Below are 19,868 nucleotides of genomic sequence, written 5' to 3'. Positions count from 1 at the left end.
GCCGACTCCCACGAGAGAGCCCGCACGTGTCGCTCTCCCTCGGCCGCCCCCGGCCGGGGTCAGCCGGCGAGGGCCGCGCGGCGGGTGGTGCGGGGGTCGGGCCAGGCGGGTGCGGGGCGGTGCGGGGCGCGTTCGCGGGCGTAGGCGCGCAGCAGCGGTTCGTAGCGGTAGCGGCCGGGCTCACGGGCGGTGAGCAGGCCGGCGTCGGCGAGGCGTTCGAGGACGCGTTCGGCGCGGGCCGGGGGTTCGCCGAGCAGCCGGGCGGCGGTGGCCAGGCCGACGGTGTCGGTCGGGGCGAGGGCCAACAGGTGGAAGGCGCGGGCGGTGGGCGGGTCGAGGGACTCGCAGCCGGCCGCGAAGACGGCCCGGACGTCCAGGCTGCCGAGACAGAGCTCGTCGAGGGCCCGGCCCTCGTCGGCGAGCCGTTCCACCAGGTGCCGGACGGTCCAGGAGGGCCGGGAGGCCAGCCTGGCCCCGCAGATCCGCAGGGCGAGTGGCAGTCCTCCGCATGCGGCCGCGAGCTGGGTGAGGGCCCGCGGTTCGGCGGCCGACCGGACGGGGCCGAGCAGGCGGGCGAGGAACTCCCGGGCCTCGTCGGCGGGGAGCGGCCCGAGGTGGACGGGGTGGGCGCCGCCGAGGTCGGGCAGCCGGGTGCGGGCGGTGATCAGCGCGGCGTTGCCGGGGCCGGCGGGCAGCAACGGCCGGACGTGGGCACTGTCGCGGGCGTCGTCGAGGACGACCAGCATCCGCCGGCCGGCAAGCAGCGAGCGGAACAGCGCCGTCCGGGCCTCGGTGCCGGGCGGTACGGCTGCGGCGGGCACGCCGAGGGCGAGCAGGAAGCTGCCGAGCACGGCGTGCGGCGCGGCGGGCTGCCGCCGGCTGCCGCGCAGGTCGGCGTAGAGGGTGCCGTCGGGGTGCGCGCCGCGGGCGGCATGCGCGGCGTGCTGGACGAGGGCGCTCTTGCCCGCGCCGGGCTGGCCGCTGACGACCGCGATCAGCGGGGCCCGGCGGGCGGCGCCGTCGCCCGCGGCGGCGAGCCGGCCGGCGAGGTCGGCGACCTCGGCGGCCCGTCCGGTGAAGTCGGTCAGGTCGGGCGGCAGCTGGAAGGGCGTGACGAGCACCGTCCGGGTGCGGGCGGTCCGGACGGGTGCCGCCAGGGCCGGATCGGCCCGCAGGATGCCGCAGTGCACGGCGCGCAGTTCACTGCCCGGGTCGACGCCGAGTTCGTCCGCGAGGACGCGGCGGACCTGCCCGTACACGGCGAGCGCCTCGGACTGGCGGCCGCTGCGGTAGAGGGCGGTCATCAACTGGGCCCAGAGCCGTTCCCGTTCGGGGTGGGCGGCGGTCAGTGAGCGGAGCTCGCCGAGGAGTTCGGTGTGCCGGCCGAGGGCCAGCACGGCCTCGGTGCGGCCTTCGAGGACGTCCAGTCGGGCCTCGGCGAGCCGGCCGGTCTCGGCTCCGCGGAGCACCTCGGAGGGGATGTCGACCAGGGCCGGTCCGCGCCAGAGCGCGAGTGCCTGCTCGTAGTGGGCGGCGGCCCGCTCGGGCTCGCCGGCGCGCAGCTGGGCGTGGCCGAGGTCGCGCAGCCGGGTGAACCGGTCGGCGTCGAACTCCTCGGCGTCGGCGGCGAGGAGGTAGCCGCCCGCCTCCGTGGCGAGCCGCTGTCCGGCCTCGCCGAGCGCCTTGCGCAGCCGCATCACGTAGTTGCGCAGCGTGGTGGCGGCGGTGCGCGGCGGCCGCCCGTCCCAGACGGTGTCGGCCAGGACATCGGCCGGCACCACCTGCCCCCGTCGGACGAGCAGCGCCGCGAGCAGCGCCCGCTGCTTGGCCGCCGGCACCGGCCGGTCCCCCTCGCCGTCCCGCACGAGCAGCGGTCCGAGAATTCCGAACTCCATCCCTCACACACCCCCCACACCTCGGCCTGGTTCGCCGGGCGGCGGGGTCCGTCCCCCGACAGCCGCCGCCCGGCGCAACACCGTTCTATGCCGGTGCGGATTTGACCGGTGGATCTTGCGGTGACGGCCAATCAACTCCGGTCTTGCGGGGCGTTCACCGAGGTCGGCGCGGACGGCGCCGCGGCCCCGGTGACGGGCCGCGGCGCCGGGCGAGCGGGTGGCGGTGCCGGAGCCGCCGGCGGATTGACCGGGCGGCCGGGGCCGCCGGTCAATCAATTCCGGTCGACGGGCGGCTCAGCCGCAGTGGCTCCAGCCGCTGGTCCAGGTGGTGCTGCGGTAGGAGCCGCCCCAGTCGACGCAGGTCCCGGCGGCGGAGAGGATCACCGGGCCCGCGTAGTAGGTGTAGCTGCCCGGATTGTCGGCGGTGGCGCCGCCCTGGACCTTGAGAGTGGCGTTCATCGGCACCGCCCCGGACGGCTGGGTGGCCAGGGTGACCACGCAGTTGCGGCCGCTCGCGGCCTCGTACAGCAGGTAGGCGGTGGCCCCGCCGAGGGAGTGCGAGTCGACCACGCCGAAGCCGGCGCCGCAGACCTGGGTCGGCGTGTGGGGGTTGGCGCTGGAGGCCGCGACCGGGGTGATGTAGCCGTCGATGCGGTAGCCGTCGGCGGGGTCGACGGTGCCGGGCACGCTGCCCGTGGTGCGCTGCGCGGCCGGGATCGTGAGCGACACGACGGAGGAGCTCTTCGCGAAGTCGGCCTCGCTCACCGCGTTCGGGTCGCCGTTCCAGTCGCCGTTGGCGGTGACCACCGAGCCGTCCGCGGTCACCGCGGTGACGATGCCGACGTGGTGGATGACGGTGCCCGAGCCGCTGCCGGTGCCGTAGATCACCGCGTCACCGGGCTGCGGGACGTACGAGGCGGCGGTGTGCAGGGTGCCGTTGTCCTGGCCGTAGGTGCGGAAGCTGACCGCGGAGGCGTCCAGCCCGGTGACGGCGAGGCCGGAGTTGCGCCACGCCCAGATCGCGAAGTCGGCGCACCAGTACTCGGGGACGCCGGCCCAGCCGACGCAGCTGTGCTCGAACTGGGCGCCGCCCAGGGTGTTGTGGGTCGGTGTGTTGGCGCAGGTGCCGGCGGTGCGGCCGACGTTGGCGGCGGCCAGCCGGGCGGCGTCGGACGCCGAGGCGGCCGCGGCCGGCGCGGCAGGGGCGGCCGAGGCCGGGGCGGCCGCGGGGGTGGTTCCGGCAGCGGCGGAGGCGGCGGCGGGAGCCAGGACGGTGAGGCCGAGGGCGAGGGCAGCGGCGGCGGCCAGGGCGGCTGTCCGGCGCAGGAAGCGGGTGGGTATCACCGTTCTCCTCGTGCAGCGGAAGGCGGTTGCGGACACGGCGCCGGCCGCGGGCCACCGCCCGCCGGCGCCGCCGCCGGTCCGCATCCTCCGCGCACGCCGTATCGTCCGGGTCGCGCCGGAATGCCGCCTCCGTCCTGGCCTGCCCTTCCCGGCCGTTGACGTTCCGCCGGTGCGCACCCCTCGCCCGACAGCACGGAGCAGCACGGAACGGCGCGGCCCGGCCCTCCGGCGCGGGTGCGCGGTGGAGAGCCGGGCGGCGCGTCAGCCGTGGTTGGTGTCCGGGTAGCGGCAGGCGGCCTTCCGGGCGCGGGTGAGTTCGGCGTCGTTGAGTTCGGCGACCGGGAGGGCGCCGGTCGCCCCGCGGGAGACCAGGCGCTGGTCCGAGATGGTGCTGGGGCCGTCGCCGCCGAAGCAGGCGACGGCCACCACCTGGACGGCGACCTGCGCGTCGGCGTTGTCGGCGGGCGTGGCGGGCCGCCAGATCGCGACGAATCCGGCGCCGGCGTCCGAGGACATGCCGAGCTGCTGCCACTGGGGTGTGCTGCTGCCGGCCCTGGGCACGTACGCGGCGTAGCCGACGATGCCCAGATGGCTACCGGTGGCACGGAGTTCGTAATGGCCGGGTTCGCCGGAGCGCGGTGCCACGGCGAGCGTGATCGAGGCGGGCGGGGCCACTGCATCGGGACAGTCGGTGGGTTGGATGACGGCGGGCGGGTTGCCGTGCACGACGGAGGAGGAGACATAGCCACCGGTCGCGATCTTGAACCAGCGCATGTCGGGCGAGCCGGACGTGGAGTCGATGACCACGTCGCCCAGACAGAAGCCGGTGAGCGCCAGTTGACAGCCCGAGGGCACCTGGAGGACGACGTCGGCACTGAGGCTGGCCCCGGCGCGCAGCCGGGTGCTGGCGTTGTAGGTCGTGCCGGAGAACAGGGCCGTGGGCGAGGTGTCCGCCGCCGGGCAGCCGACCGATCCGCTGGCGGTCGGACCGGCCGACGCGCCGGGCGTCAAGGAGCTCTGGGCCACGTTCCGGTTCCGCCCGAAGCCGCCCGTCCGCAGCGCGACCAGGGCGAGGACGGCGGTGAGGGCGAGGAGGGTGGCCGTGCCGACGGTCGTCCAGCGGGGCGGCCGCCAGCCGCCGCGCACGGTCTCGGTCGGCGAGAGCTCCTGCGGGGGCTCCGGCAGCAGCGTCGCGGCCGAGGACACGGCCGAAGGCGCGGCCGCGCTCGCCGCCGGAGCGGACCGGCCCGCGAGCACGTCCTGGCCCGGCGCGCTCTCCGGAGCCGTCCTGTCCGCCGGCTCCTCCGCCGCCCTCTCCGGGGCCGGGGCGGTCGCGCCGCGGGCGAGATCACGGTCGAGGTCGTTCCAGCGCCGCGTCCACTCGTCGACGTTGCCGCCGCAGGCCCCGACGTAGGCCTGGGTCACCTCCAGGCTGGGCAGCCGGACGCCGCCGGCCGCGTCGCTCAGCGTGGTGGCGCCGAATCCCGCTCGCTCGGCGAGGACGCGGTAGGTGGGATTGCCGGCCCGCTCCCGGACCAGCCGCAGGTCGTGGGCGAAAGCCTGAACCGGCCCGTCGGCCGGATCGACTGGACGCGGTCTGCGGGCCACGGAATCTCCTCACCTGACAGATCGACAGTTCGTTCCGGGAACTTCCGAATGGGGCGGGGAGTTCCTTCACCGCGTGCGCGGACAGTGGAGATCCGGGCAGGCGGCGGAGCCGCCACGCGAAGTGGCATGCACATGGCCATCATAACTCCCGCTAACGATACGTCAGCGCGCTACCCGGACGATACGTCGGCGATACGAACGACTGTGATGCTTCATCAGGGCCGCGCCCGGCGCCGCACCGGGCGCGGCCCCGCCGAAGACGGCACCATGCCGGCCGGCCGGCGGGCGCCGGTCCCGGCCGACGCTCCGGTCTCCGCGGGGGAGAGCCCCGGCGCGACGGGCCGGCCGCACCGTCGGCCGCCACAGGTCCCCGTCGGGGCCGGCCGGCAGCGGCTCTGCCGGCCGGCCCCGACGGCATCCCCCTGCACATCGGCACCACCGGCCGCGGCCGTTGGGCTACAGTCCCGGGCCATGGAGACATGGGGTGCGGCACGGTACGGGGACCCGTGCACCGGGTGCGGATTCGACTGGTCGGCGACGCCGGACGAGGCGGTCCGGGTGGTCGACGGGCTGCCGGCCCGGTTCCGCGACCTGCCGGCGGGGCGAACGGGGCGCGAACTCCACCCGGATCTCGCCTGGACACCCGCCGCGTACGTCAGCCACGTCACTGACAACCTGCGGATCTGGGCCGAGCGGCTCGCCGGTGCCCGGCTGGCCGGCGCGGCCGACGTGGCCGGCTACGACCCCGACCTGGTCGCCGAGGGCCGCCGCTACCTGGAGATCGCCCCCGCCGCCGCCCTCTGGTCCCTGGACCACGCGGTCGCGGCCTGGACGGCATCGGTGACCGCAGCGGTCGAGGAGGGCACCGTCCTGCGGCACGCCACCCGCGGCATCCAGCGGGCCGAGGACATCGCCCGCAACAACGCCCACGACGGCCATCACCACGTCTGGGACGTCACCCGGATCCTGCAGCACGCCGACATCGCCGCCACCACCCCCTGAGCCGCCCCCCGCCGGCCGGGCCGCGGCGGCAGCGGCACCGGTGGCGGCAGCGGCGGTGATCGCGGGCGGGGGTGTCCCCTGCGCGGACGACTACTGCTTGGGAGTCCAGTGCGGGTCGCGGCCGGAGGCGGCGAGGGCGCGGTCCAGCAGCGGGGCGTCGGCGGGCACCGGGACGGGCTCGGCGAAGCCGCCGAACTGCCGGTAGAGCTCGGCGTTCTCCTCGATCACCGCGAGGACGAGTGCGGCGAGGTCGTCGGACACCCGGACCTCGCCGCCGGTGGCGCGGGCGACGTCCCAGCCGTGCACCACCATCTCCTTGATCAGCATCTTGGCGATGGACTCGGCCGGGACGGGCGTGCCGCCCAGGTCCACCCCGCCCTCCCAGACGGCCGGGTCGGCCCAGGCCCGCACGGCGCGCTCCAGCTGCGCGGCGTAGGCGTCGGCCCAGGCGGGCTCGGCGGTGAAGTCGTGCGCGACCAGGTCCTCCGGCAGGGCCGTCCGGCAGGCGCGGTGCTCCAGGCCGTGCGAGGTGTAGAGCACCCAGTGGTTGACCAGGGCCCGGGTGTCCAGTTCGGTGCAGGGAGTGGGCCCGTCCAGGTGCTCGGGGCGGACGCCGGCGGCGATCCGGGCGGCCTCGGCGGCGGCGCGGGCCATCTGGGGGTGGAGGTGGTGACCGTTCATGCGGCGATCCTCCGGCGGGCCGTCCGCGGCGGTCTTGAAGAAACGCGACGGCCGGCGGGGCCGCCCGGACTACCCTGGCCGGCATGACCGAACCGGACCTTGGACGCGGGGTGCTCCACCCGTCCCGGGCCGCGTCCGTGATCGAACTGGACAGGTGCGAGCCCACCGCCGGGGCGGACCGCTTCGTCGAGTTCTACTGGCTGGTGCGCTGGGACCGCCGCGACCGGCCCCCGTACGAGCAGAAAGTGCTCGCCCACCCCCATGTGCACCTGGTCTTCGAGGCGCCGCGGGCCCACGTGTACGGGGTGGACCGCTCGCTGTTCGTCCGCCGCCTGGAGGGACGCGGGCACGCGCTCGGCGTGAAGTTCCGGCCGGGCGGCTTCCGGCCGTTCACCGGCCGGCCGGTGCTCGAACTCGCCGACCGGGCCGTGCCCGCGGCCGAGTTCTTCGGCCCGGACGCCGACCGGCTGAACGAGGAGGTGCTGCGCGGCCCCGCCGACGCGGAACGGCTCCGCGCCCTCGCCGACGCCTTCCTGCTCGCCCGCCTCCCCGCCCCCGATCCGACGGCCGATCAGGTCGCCGCCATGGTCGACCGGATCACTGCCGCCCCCGAGCTGCACCGCGTCGACGACCTGGCCGCGGAGTTCGGTGTCGGTGTCCGGCGGCTGCAGCGACTGTTCGCCGACTATGTCGGCGCGTCCCCCAAGTGGGTGCTCCGGCGGGCCCGCCTGCACGAGGCCGCCCGCCGGGCCGACAGCGGCGCGGACGTCGACTGGGCGGCCCTCGCCGCCGACCTCGGCTACGCCGACCAGGCCCACCTCACCCGCGACTTCACCGCCACGGTCGGCACCTCGCCCGCCCGCTACGCCCACGGGTCGCGGTGACCTACCGGGCATCCGGGCACCACGCTGCACCGCCCTCCGGCGACGGAGCGGCGTGGTGGCCGGAGGGCCGGCGTCAGTCGGCGCGGATCAGGACGAGGGAGCCGTTGAGGGCGGGCCGGGTGCGCAGGTGGCCGTGGCGGGCGTCCCAGGCGCCGGAGGCGAGGTCGCCACGAAGGTGCCCGGTGTACTGCTCGGCGAGTTCGGGGGAGACGAAGCTCCAGGCCGAACAGGCCTGGCGGGCCGCCGGGTCGAGCAGCAGTTCGGGGCGGCCGTAGTAGGCCTCGTTGAAGCCGTCGGTGCAGTCCACGGGAATGGGGACGTTGATCACCCGGGCCCGGCCGCCGAGGGTCTCGACGATGTCGGCGACGGCCGGGTAGCGCCTGGCCTCGGTGTCCAGGACGAGCGGCGCGTACTCGTACAGCCAGAAGTCCCGCACCAGGTCGGGGTCGCAGGTGAGGACCGCGACCGGCCCCCGGGTGACCCGCCGCATCTCCCGCAGGCCGGCCTTCAGATCGCTCCACTGGTGCACGCTGAAGGTGGTCATCGCCGCGTCGAAGGCGCCGTCCGGGAAGGGCAGGTGCTCGGCGACCGCGTCGACCGCCGGCGGCAGGTGGGCCGGTCGCTGGGCGCGCATCGAGGCGGACGGCTCGACCGGGGTCACCTCGAACGCCGAGGACTCGTACGAGCCGCTGCCGGCACCGACGTTGAGCACGGTCCGGGCGCCGGCGAGGGCCTCGTCGATCAGGGCGGCGATCCGCGGTTCGGGTCTGCGGTGGGCGGAGTAGCCGGCGCCGATGGTGCCGTAGTCCGCGTCGCCGGCGCTGCCGTCCGCGGTGCGCTCTGACTGCTGCGGCTGCTGTTCCTGCTCTGCCTGTTCTGGCATGGAGTGGAGTGGCCTTTCGGTCCGGGCGGGCCCAGCGGTGGGGCCGGCACGTGGGGTCAGGGAGTGGTCGCGAGCCAGCGCAGCACCTCTTCGGCATGCCGGCCGGGCTCGGGGACGGGGTGGAAGACGTGCTCGACGACGCCGTCCCGGACGACCAGGGTCAACCGCCGGTGCAGGGTGGACCATCCGGCGGGGGTGAAGGTCGGCAGACCGAGCGCCGAGGCCAGTTCGAGCCCCGGATCGGAGAGCATCGCGAAGGGCAGCCGCAGCCGTTCGACCACCTCGCGCTGGTAGCCGGTGTCCTGACTGGAGAGGCCGAACACCCGGGCGGCGCCGGCCGCGACGAGCTCCTGGTGGTGGTCGCGGAAGCCGCAGGCCTCGGCGGTGCAACCGCGCGCGCCGGGGATGCTCTCCCAGCCCGCGGGCAGGTCGACGTCGGGGCGGCCGGTCAGCGGGTACAGGTAGACCACCGACCGGCCGGGGCCGAGCGCGCCGAGGTCGACGGCCGTACCGTCGGTGCACGCCAGCGAGAGCCGCGGCAACCGCAGCCCTTGCAGGTGCTCGGCCGTCCCCGCGTCCTCCGGGAGGCCCGCCGGGCCGAGGGCCGCCGGCGCATCCTGGTGCCGCAGCGTGCTGTTCCGGTACGCGGCCTCCCGCAGGCGCCCCACCAACTCGGTGCGACGGGAGGCGAGTTCGTCGATCTGCCGGGTCAGCCGGTCGATCGCGGACTTGTACGCGGCCAGCGAGGACGGGCAGTCGTCGGAGGCCTCGGCTCCGGCGGCGAGGCAGTCCAGGAAGGTGCGGCTGCGGTCGGCGGCGATCCCCAGCTCCCGCAGCGCCCGGACCTCGCGGATGGCCCGCACGTCCGCCTCGTCGAAGCTGCGGTAGCCGTTGGCCGCACGGCCGGGGCTGATCAGCCCCAGTGCCTCGTACCTCCGGACGGCCTTCGCACTGACACCCGCCCGCCGGGCCGCCTCGCCGATCCGCATCCGCCCACCTCCGCGCCGTCGTTCCACCGAGGACGCTAAACCCTGCCCCCAGGGGCAAGGTCAACCGGGCGGGGTCGGCCCTCGTCCTCGAAGAAGTCCGCGAAGACGTCCTCCATGACCTCGTCGGCGACCTTGGCGAACGGTCGGTCAGCGCACCCAGGCCGTGAGCGGCTCGGTGTCGAGCACGAGACCCACCGGGTCGGGGATCGCCACCTCGCGGCCGAACGGCACGGTGAGCGTTCGCTCGTACCGGACGCCGTCGGGGTCGCTGTGGACGGAGACCTCGCAGCTGTCCCGGTCGATCAGCAGGTAGACGGGGATGCCGCTCTCGGCGTAGGCGCGCGGCTTCTCGACCCGGTCGCGCCGGTCCGTGTCCGAGTCGTAGGAGGTGACCTCCACGACCATCAGCACCTGCTCGGCGCCGGCCCACTCCCCCTGGCCGACGAAGGCGTCGGCGGGCGCGAGCGTGCCGTCCGGCCGCGCGTGGCCGGCGCGGTACGACTGCACCTTCAGGCCCTGGTCGTGCAGCCAGAGCTCGGGGCGCGCCTGGATACAGATCCGCATCAGCCACTGGATGATGCGGCCGTGGTCGCCGTCGGGCACCGGTTTGACTCCGAGCTTTCCGTTGATGAACTCGAGCCGCAGCCCCTCGGCCGACCTGGCCGCCAGGCGGGCGACCTCCTCGAACTCCTCGGGCAGCATGTGAGGACGATCGGACAGCGCGGTCATGAGGTGTCCTCCTTCGCCTCGATGCCCCGGCCCGGAGTCCGGCAGCGGGTGCTGATGCCTTCCCGTCCGACAATAGCGGCCTGCCGGGCCGCTGCGGCCCACCACGGGGACGGTGTCTCAGGCCCGGGGGCCGTGGCGGTGGACGAGGGCGGCGCCGAGGGCGGTGGCGGTGGCGAGGACGGGCCACAGGAGGTGGGGGCCCACGGCGAGGAGGGCGGTGAGGGCGGCGGGGGCGGCGGCGCGGCCGAGGCTGCTGGAGATCTCCCAGCGGGCGAGGGCGCGGCCGAGGCGGGCGGGCGGCGCGGCGGCGACCACCAGGGCGGTGCCGGTGCCGGTGTAGAGGATCTCGCCGGCCGTGTACACGACGGCGACGGCGGCGACCGCGGCGGCGCCGGCCGTCCCGCCGAGCGTGCCGGCGGCCCAGAAGCCGAGGTAGGAGAGGACGAGCACCAGACCGGAGGCGGCCAGCACGGACCGCCGGGAGCGGCGGGAGATCCACAGCACCACGGCGAGCTGGGTGGTGATGACCAGCACGGTGTTGCCGACGAAGATGCCCGAGGACCATGCGGGCGCGACGTGCAGGGTGGTCACCAGCAGGGCGGGCAGGGCGACTTCGAGCACGTCGAAGCAGAAGGCGTACGGCAGGTTGGCGAGGCCCAGCAGGCCGGTTCCGGTCCCCCGCCCCGCCACCTCCTCCTCGGCCCCGGCGACCTCGGCCGCGGCGACCGGCCGCGGGGCCGACGCCGCAGCCGGGACGGTGAGCCGCAGCGACCACACGAGGGCGGCCGCGAGCAGGCAGGCGAGCGCGGTGATCAGGGCGAGGGTCCGGAGGGCACCGGTGCCGCCCGCGGTGGCGGCGGTGGCGGCCAGGGCGCCGACGCCGAGGCCAGCGTTGCGTACGGAGCGTCCGGCGGCGAGGGCGGCGTCCCGGACCCGGCCCTCGGTGAGTGCGGCGACCACGGCCGCGTGCGCGGTCGGCCAGGACTGGCTGCCGACGCCGAGCAGGACGGCCGCCGCGGTGTACCCGGCGGCGCCCCCGGCCGTCAGCAGCACCGCCACACCGGCGGCGCGGACGAGCAGGGTCGCGGCCACCGGCAGGCTCCGCGCGCCGCGGTCGATCCAGCGCCCGGTCAGCGGCACGGCGCCGAGACCGGCCAGCATGCCGGCGGAGAGGGCGAGGCCGGCGGTGCCGACTCCGAGCCCGAGCACCCCGACGCCGTACAGCAGCAGGAAGGGGCGGAGCAGTCCGGCGCCGAGGGCGTCGACGAGGACGGCGAGGGCGTAGCGCCGGCCGCCGGCGATGCTCAGCAGCCGGGCGGCGCCGGGGAGTTCGGGGCTCTCGACGGCGGCCGGCGCGGCGCCGGGGGCAGCGGCGGGGGCGGGACGGTGGAGGACTGTCATGGCGGCCACGCTGCGCCGCCCGGCGGGGCGGTGGCACGTGGATTGACGGTCCCCGTCAACTGTCGGCGGTCGGGCCCGGGCCGGGTGGCAGGATCGCCGCCATGAGTCTGACCATCGACGTCACCGGCCTGCAGCCCGAGCGGTTGCTCTTCGCGCCGTCCCCGCTGGCGGAGCTGAACGCGATGCTGCACGCCCTCGCGGAGCCGGCGCACCACCCGGAGTTGCAGGGCTGGGCGGCGGCCACCACCGCCGCCCTGCCGCCGGGGCTGGCGGACCGGCTGCTGGAGGCGGACTTCCTGTGGCGGTCGTCGCGGGCGGACTTCCTCTTCCCGGCGCGGCCGGCGGCCACCCTCGCCGAGGAACTGGACGCGGTGGACCGGCTGGAGGACGAGCAGTACACGGCGGCGGCGCTGGTCACCACCTGCGGCTCGTCCCGGTTGTCGTACCGGCCGGCGGGCTCGCCGCTGACCGATCCGGTGGCGGCCGAGCGGGCCCGGGAGCTGGCGCTGGCCCGCGGGCCGCGGCAGGCGGCGTTCGCCGACCGGCTGCTCACCGACCCGCCGGCCGTCCGGGCACTGGTGCGCCGGATGTTGGAGGACTGCGAGCGGGCGTTCTTCGCTGACGCCTGGCGCCGGGTGCTGCCCGCGCTGGCCGCGGACGCCCGGCAGAAGGCCGACCTGCTGGCGCGGCGCGGCGTGGCCGAGACGCTGGCCGCGGTCTCCCCGGCCGTCGCGCTGGACGAGACCGATCCGGTGCGGCGGCGGATCGTGATCGACAAGCTGCAGGACAACGCGACCAGCGCGGTCGCGGCGGGCGGGGTGACGTTCATCCCGAGCGCCTTCGGGCGGCCGCACCTGCCGGTGGTGTACGCGGCGGACTGGCGGCCGGTGGTGCAGTACCCCGTCGCCGAGCCGGGCGCCACCGACCCGGTCTCGCTGGCGGTCGTCCAGCGGCGGCTGGAGGCGCTGGCCCATCCCGTCCGGCTGCGCCTCGCCCGCACCATCTCCCGCGGCCCGCACACCACCGGCGAGCTGGCGGAGGCCTGGCAGCTCACCGCACCGGAGGTCTCCCGTCATCTCGCTGTGCTGCGGAAGGCGGGCCTGCTCACCACCCGCCGCCGCGGCCGCTACGTGCTGTACGAGCTCGACCTCGCCACCAGCGCCCGGCTCGGCGGCGACCTGCTGGAGGCGGTGCTCCGCTGACCGCGCGACGGCCCGTACACCGATCGGTTTCCCCGGCGGCCGTCGGGCGGTAGCCTCGCGGTATGGACACCCAGCACACCACGGGCACCCCGGCGAAGCCCTCCCCGCGCGACCGGCTGCTCGACGCCGCCACCGAGCTGTTCTACCGGGAGGGCGTGAACACCGGGATCGACGCGCTGTGCAAGGCGGCCGGGGTGTCCAAGCGGTCCATGTACCAGCTGTTCGACAGCAAGGACGAGGTGCTGGCGGCCGGCCTGGAGCGGCGCGCCCCCGCGTACGCGGCGCAGCTGCTGCCCGACGCGGAAGACGCGCGGCCGCCGCGGGCCCGGATGCTGCACGTCTTCGAGCGACTGGAGGAGGCGTCCCGGGCGGACGGCTACCGCGGCTGCCCGTATCTGGCGGCCCAGGTCGAACTGAAGGATCCGGAGCACCCGGCGAGCGTGGTCGCGGGCCGGGTCAAGCGGGCGCTGACCGACTTCTTCCGGGGCGAGGCGGAGCTCGGCGGGGCCGCCGACCCGGCGCTGCTGGCCCGGCAGTTGACGCTGGTCTTCGACGGGGCGAGCGCCCGGGCGGGGTCGGGCGGGGAGTCGCTGGCCGGGCTGGCCGTGCCGACGGCCGCGGCGCTGCTGGACGCCGCGGGGGTGCGCTGACGCCGGTCGGGCCGGAACCGTTCCACCTGAAGTGACTCGCGGGTAACATGCCCTGCACGGTGTGGCACCCAAGGGAGTCGAGCATGCGCGGCACAGACGGAAACCCGGCCGGGACGAGCTTCTTCGCCTCGGTGGACGAAGTGGCGGCACGCCTCGCCGAGGTCGGCTACCTCGCCTCGACCGCCGTCGCGACCACCGTCTTCCTCGCCGACCGGCTCGGCAAGCCGCTGCTGGTCGAGGGCCCCGCGGGCGTCGGCAAGACCGAACTCGCCAAGGCCGTCGCCCGGGTCGGCGCCGCCCGGCTGATCCGGCTCCAGTGCTACGAGGGCATCGACGAGGCCCGAGCGCTCTACGAGTGGAACCACGCCAAGCAGCTGCTCCGGATCACCGCCGGCCGCGACGAGAGCTGGGACGAGGCCCGCACCGACGTCTTCGGCGAGGAATTCCTGCTCAGCCGGCCGCTGCTGACCGCGATCCGCGGCGAGGAGCCGACCGTGCTGCTGATCGACGAGACCGACAAGGCCGACGTCGAGATGGAGGGCCTGCTGCTGGAGGTGCTCAGCGACTTCCAGATCACCGTGCCCGAACTCGGCACCATCCGGGCGGACCGCCGGCCCTTCGTCCTGCTCACCTCCAACGCCGGCCGGGAACTCTCCGAGGCACTGCGCCGCCGCTGTCTCTTCCTCCATCTGGACTTCCCCGACGCCGAGTTGGAGCAGCGGATCGTCCGCCTCAAGGTGCCGGGCCTGGACGCGGTGCTCGCCGAGTCGCTCGTCCGGGTGGTCGGCGCGCTGCGCGGCATGGAACTACGGAAGTCACCGTCCGTCGCCGAGACGATCGACTGGGCTCGGACCCTGCTCGCCCTCGGCGCCGAGACGCTCGACGAGGCGGTGCTCCGGGACACCCTCGGGGTGGTGCTCAAGCACCAGGACGACCTGCTCAAGGCCGCCGCGAAGCTGGCACCGGCGTGACGGGCCCCGGCCCCGCGACCGCCCCTGCGACCGGCCCGGACCCGGCGGGCGTGTCCGACCTGGCGGCCCGGCTCACCGGCCTCGTCCAGGCGCTGCGCGGCCACGGCCTGCGGATCGGGCCCGGCGAGACCGCGGACGCGGCGGCCGCCCTGGAGGTGCTCGGGCTCGCCGACCGGGAGCGCGTCCGCGCGGGACTGGCCGCGGTACTGCTGCGCGCCGACGGCCAGCGGGCGGTGTTCGACGCCGTCTTCGACCTCTTCTTCCCGCTCGGTGTCGGGACCCCGCACGGCGCCGCGGCGGCCGCCGACCCCGCGGACCCGGCCGAGCAGGCCGCGCTCCTCGCCGACCTGCGGGACCGGCTCGCCGAGGCGCTGGCCGCCGGCGACACCGCTGCCGGGGCCCGGCTCGCGGGCGAGGCCGTCGAGGCACTCGGCCGCTACGGCACCTCCCCCGGCACGGACGGCTGGTCCGCGTACCAGACCCTCGGCCGCCTTCAGCCGGAGACCCTGCTGGCCCGGGTGCTCGCCGCCCTGCGGGCCGGCGACGGCGGCCGGGGAACCGACGGCGACCTCGCCGACCGGCTGGCCGAGGATGAAGTCCGCCGCCGGATCCGGGAGTTCCGGGCACAGGTCGGCACCGAGGCCCGCCGCCGGGTCGCCGAACTGCGCGGCACCGAGCGGATCGCCGAACGCGCCGTCGCCCCCGCCCCGGACCGGGTCGACTTCCTCACCGCCGGCGCCGACCAGCTCGCCGAACTGCGGCGCACCGTACAACCGTTGGCCCGCAAGCTGGCCACCCGGCTGGCCGCGCGCCGCCGCCGGGCCGCCCACGGCCGGATCGACCTGCGGCGCACCCTGCGGCGCTCGCTCTCCACCGGCGGGGTGCCGATGCGGCCGGCCTACCGGCAGCGCCGCCCGGCCCGGCCGGAGATCGTGCTGCTCTGCGACGTCTCCGGTTCCGTGGCGGGCTTCGCCGGCTTCACCATGCTGCTGGTCCGCGCGATGCGCGACCAGTTCGGCCGGGTCCGGGTGTTCGCCTTCGTGAACCGCACCGACGAGGTGACCCGGCTGGTCGCCGCCGACGCCGACCCGGTCGGGCTGACCCGCCGCATCCTCACCGAGGCGGCGGTGGCCGGCTGGCACGGCAGCAGCGACTACGGCGCCGCCCTGGGCGAGTTCGCCGACCGCCACCTGGACGCGGTCGGCCCGCGCACCGCCGTCCTCGTCCTCGGCGACGCCCGCACCAACGGCTGGGACCCGAACCTCCCCGCCCTGCGCCGGATCGCCGACCGCGCCCGCCGGGTCATCTGGCTCAACCCCGAACAGGCCGCCCTCTGGGGCACCGGCGACTCCGCCGCCCTCGCCTACGCGGGCCTGGTCGAGATGCACCCGTGCCGCAACGCCCGCCGCCTCACCGAGCTGGTCTCCCGCCTGCTGCCGGTGTGACGTCGCCGCCCCGGACCGTCAGGCGGCCAGTTGCGGGTAGAGGCCGGCGAGGTCGCCGGAGAGGGCGGCCTTGACGCGGCGGGAGAGGTCGTCGGCGAGCACCTCGTGGGCGTCGGACTCGATGCCGTCCAGGGCCTGGTCGGCCACGTCGGCCGGGTCCGCCTTGGGGCCGGCGACCGCGGTGGTCATGTCGGTGTCCACGTAACCGACGTGCAGGCCGGTCACGTTGATGCCCCGCGGCTGCAACTCCAGCCGCAGCGAGTTGGTCTGCGACCAGAGCGCGGCCTTGGAGGCGCTGTAGGAGCCGGCCAGGCCGATCCAGGACAGCACGGAGTGGACGTTGAGCAGGTGGCCGCCGCCGTTGCGCTCGATGACCGGCACGAAGGCGCGGGCGGTGAGCAGCGGGCCGTAGAAGTTGGTCTCGAACTCGCGGCGGACGTCCTCCACCGGGGAGTCCAGGAAGGAGGCGTTGACGGCCGCGCCGGCGTTGTTGATCAGCACGGTGATGTCCTGTGCGCGGGCCGCGGCGGCCGCCACCGACGCCGGGTCGGTGACCTCCAGCGCCAGCGGGACGGCCTCGGGATGGGTGACCGTCCGCGGGTCGCGCGCGGTCGCGTAGACCTTGCGGGCCCCGCGTTCGTACAGCGCGTCCACCAGCGCCCGGCCGATGCCGCGGCTGCCGCCGGTGACGAGGACGGTGGCGCCCTTGATCGCGGTCATGGGATTCTCCCCTCGGAGGAAACCGATCGGTTTCCACCAAGGTAAACCGATCGGTTTCCTACCGCAAGCGGCGGCCCCTCAGTCGGTCCCGATCGAGCGGAGCACCGCCAGCACCAGCGTCCGCGCCACCTCGGCCGCCTCCCGGACGGACACCTGCTCGCGCGGGCTGTGCGCGACCCGCACGTCCCCCGGCCCGAACTGCAGCGTCGGCACCCCCGCGGCCGCGTACAGCCGCAGGTCGCTGCCGTACGGCGCACCCCGCTCGCGCAGCTCCGGACCGCCCACCGCGTCGGCGTGCGCCCGCCGGACGAGGTCGCGCAGCGGGTGCCCCGCCGGCAGCCGGCCACTGGCGAACAGACCGCCGGGCCAGCTCACCACCGCCGGGTGCTCCCGCAGCCACGGGTCCGCCGTGCAGGCCCGCGCCACGCACTCCTCCAGGGCGGCCCGCGCCTGCGCCGGGTCCTCGCCCAGCCGCACCCCGAGCCGCCCCTCGGCGACCAGCCGGTCCGGCACACTGCTCGCCCAGTCCCCCGCCCGGACGGTGCCCACCGACAGTGCGTACGGGATCGGGTACTCCGCCATCAGCGGGTCCGGATCGGTGTTGCGGACGGACTCCAGCCGGGCCAGCGCCGCATGGATCGGCAGATAGGCGTCGATCGCACTGGCGCCCGCCTCCCGGGTGCTGGCGTGCGCGGCCCGTCCCGGCACCTCGATCCGGAAGGTCAGCGCCCCGGCGTTCGCCGTCACCATCGTGCCGCCGGTCGGCTCGGTGATCAGGCAGGCGTCGCCGGTGTACCCGCGCCTCAGGGTGCCGAACGCCCCCAGCCCGCCGTCCTCCTCGCCCACCACGAAGTGCACCGCAACCCGGCCGCGCAGGCGGGCACCGCTCGCCCGGATCGCCGCCAGCGCCGCCAGGTGCGCAGCCAGGCCCGCCTTCATGTCGCACGCGCCCCGCCCGTGCACGACGTCACCGACCACCCGCGGCACGAACGGATCACCCACCCACTGCGCCGGGTCTCCCGGCGGGACGACGTCCACGTGCCCCTGCAGCACCACCGTCGGGCCGTCCTCACCGCCCGTTCCGCCCACCAGCCCCCAGGCCTCCTCGCGCGGCGTCTCCGTCCCGGGGAAGTCCGGGTCCGCGCGCAGCGCCGGCAGGTCCATCGACCACAGGTCGGTCTCCAGGCCCAACCCGTCGAGCAGTCCGGCCAGCCGGTGCTGGATCTCCGACTCCGCGGCGCTGCCGGTGACGCTGGGGATCGCGATCAGGTCGAGCAGGGTGCGGGCGACGAACGCCTCGTCGACGGCCGCCAGCGCGGCGGCCTCCCGGGCGGTGAGGTCTGCGGTCACGGGCGGGGCCTTCCGGACGGGGCCCGCCCCCGCCGGCCGAACGGGGCCGGCCCGGGCGGGCCGGTGGATCGCCGGACCAGCCTGGCAGACCAGCGCTACCCGGTCACGGGGCGGCGGTCGCCTCCGCCCGGACGGCGGCCAGGTCCGCGGCACCGAAGCCGACCGAGAACCGCTTGCACCAGATCACCGCACTGCGGACCCTGCCCAGGTCGGTGCCGGCCGGCACCGCGTAGTTCTGGTTGCCGATGTTGCCCTTGAGACGGTCGAGTTCGACCGCGCCCTCGCCCAGCGAGTCCAGCCGGGACTCCGCCGCGGGCAGCGCCGACAGGTACACCCGGACGTCCGGGCCCTCCGAGGTCCGCAGGTCCTCCAGCCGCAGCACCACCCCGCCGTCGGCCAACCGCACCAGCCGGGCGGTGCCGGTGGTGGAGTGCTCCCCCGAGACGAACCCGCCCCGCGCCAGATCCGCCGGCCCGGCCGCCCGGCCCGGGGACGCCTGAGCCGAGGAGGACACCGCCGGGGAGGACACCGAGGCGGGGACCGGCGACGGCAGCGCCTCGTTCACCTCGGTACTGGTGAACGCCTTCCACGGAGCGAACAGATACACCCCGAACCCGGCCGCCACCAGGACGGGCACGGCAAGCCACACCACGGCCCGCCGGGAGAACCCGCGTCCGGAGAACCTGCGGCGCGGCGGTACACGGTCGGACATCTCGGCGGCTCCCCCGGGTGCGTTCGGTACGGCGGACTCCCAGGAGTACCGCGCCCCCGGCACCCGGCGCCACCCCCGCCGACCTGCGGTAAGAACCCCGTAACCTGCCCGGCCCGGACGCCGGTTCACCGCCCGGACGGGACCGCCGAACCGTCCGACAGATCCTTCACGAAGGTCGTCGCGCTGCGCCGGACCGTCATGCCGACCCGCTCGTACACGCCGAGCGCATCGGTGCCCGAGTGCGTCCACAGCGTGCAGGACCGCCGGCCGTCACGGTGGAACGCCCGGAAGGCGTGCCGCAGCAGCAGCCGCGCGACACCCTGCCGCCGGTGGTCGCGGCGCACCGCGACCCGCTCGACATACCCGCCCGCCTCGTCCGGCAGGTCCAGCGAGAGGACGGCACCGATCAACTCCCCGCCCGCGAAGGCCAACGGCGACATCGCCGGGGCGAACGCGGGCCGCTCCACGGCGAGGCTCGCCCACTCCCCGTACGGCTTGCGCCGCGCCTGCCACTCGTCGAAGGCGTCCTCGGTCAGCCGGTGCACCGCTGGCCCGTCCCCGGGCCGGAACGGCCGGACCACGAGGCCCGCCGGGGGCTCCGGAACGGACGGCTCCTCCCCCATCGCGAACTCCAGCTGCCAGGCCCGCACCAGCGGCCCGTACCCGCGCGAGCGGACCAGTGCCACGGCCGCCGGATCGCCGTCCGGCACGGTCTGCACGAGCCGCGCCGTCCCGGACTGCCGGGCCCGCGCCTCCGCCCAGTCCAGCAGGGCCGACCCCAACCCCCGCCCCCGGTGCGACGGGTGGACGTCCACCGCCGACCGCCGCTCCACCCACGCCCGCGCGGCCGGCCGCCCCTCCCGGTCGTGCACCAGCAGCGTATCCGCCTCCAACTCCAGCCCCGGCCTGGCCAGTTCCGCCGCGATCCCACCCTGGTCCGTCTCCACCCGCCCGTACAGCGCGCGCTCGCAGGCCGCCACCAGCCCGTGGATCGCCGGCACGTCCTCGGCACCCACCGCACGGCCCCGGTAGCCCACGGGCAACTCGGGCACCACACCCACCACCGGCCCCACCTCCCCGACAGCCGACCCACCCGTCCCGTACCCGCTCCCGCACCCCACCAGTCCCAGGGCGATGTACCGGGTCGGGTGCCACTGGTCCTGGACTCGCGGCTTCGCCGTCCATCCGGACTGGGTGGCCGCGGCCGCCGACCAGCTGGCCGCCGCCTGCCCGGCGTGGTCCGCCGGCCGTCCCGATCTTCTCGAACTCGCTCTCTTCCGCGGCAAGCAGCGCCTCTGAGCGGTCGCCGCCCCGCACCGGACCTTCACAGCACCGGCGCACCGCGGACCACCTCCCGCACACGACGCCCGCACCGTCGCCGTCCCGCCGCTGACCTGCTGTC

19 protein-coding genes are annotated in these 19,868 nt (G+C 76.0%); 7 read left to right on the top strand and 12 right to left on the bottom strand.

Annotated elements, in window-relative coordinates:
• Nucleotides 1–59 precede the first annotated feature (59 nt).
• The 3 genes from AB0P35_RS00305 to AB0P35_RS00295 all read right to left on the bottom strand — a co-directional run bounded on the left by AB0P35_RS00305 (nt 60) and on the right by AB0P35_RS00295 (nt 4,847).
• On the bottom strand, nt 60–1,895 hold the full coding sequence (locus AB0P35_RS00305) for a BTAD domain-containing putative transcriptional regulator (protein ID WP_363504290.1): 1,836 nt from the start codon (nt 1,893–1,895) through the stop codon (nt 60–62).
• 294 nt (nt 1,896–2,189) lie between these two features.
• Nucleotides 2,190–3,239: a CHAP domain-containing protein gene (locus tag AB0P35_RS00300; protein WP_363504287.1), complete on the bottom strand. Its 1,050-nt coding sequence runs from the start codon at nt 3,237–3,239 to the stop codon at nt 2,190–2,192.
• 261 nt (nt 3,240–3,500) lie between these two features.
• Nucleotides 3,501–4,847, bottom strand: a complete 1,347-nt coding sequence (locus tag AB0P35_RS00295; protein WP_363504284.1) for a helix-turn-helix transcriptional regulator — start codon at nt 4,845–4,847, stop codon at nt 3,501–3,503.
• A gap of 471 nt (nt 4,848–5,318) precedes the next feature.
• Here AB0P35_RS00295 and AB0P35_RS00290 point away from each other — a divergent pair, with 471 nt between their 5' ends.
• On the top strand, nt 5,319–5,849 hold the full coding sequence (locus AB0P35_RS00290; RefSeq protein WP_363504281.1) for a hypothetical protein: 531 nt from the start codon (nt 5,319–5,321) through the stop codon (nt 5,847–5,849).
• A 90-nt stretch (nt 5,850–5,939) separates the two neighbouring features.
• Here AB0P35_RS00290 and AB0P35_RS00285 read toward each other — a convergent pair whose 3' ends face one another.
• Nucleotides 5,940–6,530, bottom strand: coding sequence for a TIGR03086 family metal-binding protein (locus AB0P35_RS00285; RefSeq protein WP_363504278.1), 591 nt, complete (start codon nt 6,528–6,530; stop codon nt 5,940–5,942).
• A gap of 83 nt (nt 6,531–6,613) precedes the next feature.
• On the opposite strand from AB0P35_RS00285, the gene AB0P35_RS00280 reads away from it, so the two are divergent.
• Complete coding sequence (locus tag AB0P35_RS00280; RefSeq protein WP_363504275.1) at nt 6,614–7,414, top strand: helix-turn-helix domain-containing protein; 801 nt, start codon at nt 6,614–6,616, stop codon at nt 7,412–7,414.
• A gap of 73 nt (nt 7,415–7,487) precedes the next feature.
• Here AB0P35_RS00280 and AB0P35_RS00275 read toward each other — a convergent pair whose 3' ends face one another.
• From AB0P35_RS00275 to AB0P35_RS00260, 4 genes are all read right to left on the bottom strand, one after another.
• Entirely contained in the window at nt 7,488–8,297 is an 810-nt protein-coding gene (locus tag AB0P35_RS00275) for a class I SAM-dependent methyltransferase (RefSeq protein WP_363504272.1), read from the bottom strand.
• A gap of 56 nt (nt 8,298–8,353) precedes the next feature.
• Nucleotides 8,354–9,286, bottom strand: coding sequence for a MerR family transcriptional regulator (locus AB0P35_RS00270; protein ID WP_363504269.1), 933 nt, complete (start codon nt 9,284–9,286; stop codon nt 8,354–8,356).
• Nucleotides 9,287–9,433: 147 nt separating this feature from the next.
• Nucleotides 9,434–10,015: a Uma2 family endonuclease gene (locus tag AB0P35_RS00265; RefSeq protein ID WP_363504266.1), complete on the bottom strand. Its 582-nt coding sequence runs from the start codon at nt 10,013–10,015 to the stop codon at nt 9,434–9,436.
• A gap of 117 nt (nt 10,016–10,132) precedes the next feature.
• Nucleotides 10,133–11,416 (bottom strand): MFS transporter, encoded by a 1,284-nt coding sequence (locus tag AB0P35_RS00260; protein ID WP_363504263.1) that lies wholly within the window; start codon nt 11,414–11,416, stop codon nt 10,133–10,135.
• 101 nt (nt 11,417–11,517) lie between these two features.
• Between AB0P35_RS00260 and AB0P35_RS00255 the strand changes: the two genes are divergently transcribed.
• The 4 genes from AB0P35_RS00255 to AB0P35_RS00240 all read left to right on the top strand — a co-directional run bounded on the left by AB0P35_RS00255 (nt 11,518) and on the right by AB0P35_RS00240 (nt 15,684).
• On the top strand, nt 11,518–12,618 hold the full coding sequence (locus AB0P35_RS00255) for a DUF5937 family protein (RefSeq protein ID WP_363504260.1): 1,101 nt from the start codon (nt 11,518–11,520) through the stop codon (nt 12,616–12,618).
• 62 nt (nt 12,619–12,680) lie between these two features.
• The gene (locus tag AB0P35_RS00250) at nt 12,681–13,268 is read left to right on the top strand and encodes a TetR/AcrR family transcriptional regulator (RefSeq protein ID WP_363504257.1); all 588 of its coding nucleotides are present in this window, start codon (nt 12,681–12,683) and stop codon (nt 13,266–13,268) included.
• An 83-nt stretch (nt 13,269–13,351) separates the two neighbouring features.
• Nucleotides 13,352–14,239 carry a MoxR family ATPase gene (locus tag AB0P35_RS00245; protein WP_363504254.1) on the top strand — a complete coding sequence of 296 codons (888 nt, stop codon included), beginning with the start codon at nt 13,352–13,354 and terminating at the stop codon, nt 14,237–14,239.
• 50 nt (nt 14,240–14,289) lie between these two features.
• Nucleotides 14,290–15,684 (top strand): VWA domain-containing protein, encoded by a 1,395-nt coding sequence (locus AB0P35_RS00240; RefSeq protein WP_363504251.1) that lies wholly within the window; start codon nt 14,290–14,292, stop codon nt 15,682–15,684.
• Nucleotides 15,685–15,702: 18 nt separating this feature from the next.
• On the opposite strand, the gene AB0P35_RS00235 is transcribed toward AB0P35_RS00240, so the two are convergent.
• The 4 genes from AB0P35_RS00235 to AB0P35_RS00220 all read right to left on the bottom strand — a co-directional run bounded on the left by AB0P35_RS00235 (nt 15,703) and on the right by AB0P35_RS00220 (nt 19,518).
• Entirely contained in the window at nt 15,703–16,404 is a 702-nt protein-coding gene (locus AB0P35_RS00235) for an SDR family oxidoreductase (RefSeq protein WP_363504248.1), read from the bottom strand.
• Between the two features lie 78 nt (nt 16,405–16,482).
• Nucleotides 16,483–17,754: an ArgE/DapE family deacylase gene (locus AB0P35_RS00230; protein ID WP_363504245.1), complete on the bottom strand. Its 1,272-nt coding sequence runs from the start codon at nt 17,752–17,754 to the stop codon at nt 16,483–16,485.
• Nucleotides 17,755–17,857: 103 nt separating this feature from the next.
• Nucleotides 17,858–18,466 carry a DM13 domain-containing protein gene (locus AB0P35_RS00225; protein ID WP_363504242.1) on the bottom strand — a complete coding sequence of 203 codons (609 nt, stop codon included), beginning with the start codon at nt 18,464–18,466 and terminating at the stop codon, nt 17,858–17,860.
• Between the two features lie 125 nt (nt 18,467–18,591).
• Complete coding sequence (locus AB0P35_RS00220) at nt 18,592–19,518, bottom strand: GNAT family N-acetyltransferase (protein ID WP_363504239.1); 927 nt, start codon at nt 19,516–19,518, stop codon at nt 18,592–18,594.
• Nucleotides 19,519–19,600: 82 nt separating this feature from the next.
• On the opposite strand from AB0P35_RS00220, the gene AB0P35_RS00215 reads away from it, so the two are divergent.
• Entirely contained in the window at nt 19,601–19,765 is a 165-nt protein-coding gene (locus AB0P35_RS00215) for a hypothetical protein (RefSeq protein WP_363504236.1), read from the top strand.
• The last annotated feature ends 103 nt before the right edge of the window (nt 19,766–19,868 follow it).

Source organism: Kitasatospora sp. NPDC085879 (assembly GCF_040686255.1).
Lineage (GTDB): Bacteria > Actinomycetota > Actinomycetes > Streptomycetales > Streptomycetaceae > Kitasatospora.
This window is presented reverse-complemented; position numbering and strand designations above follow the sequence as displayed.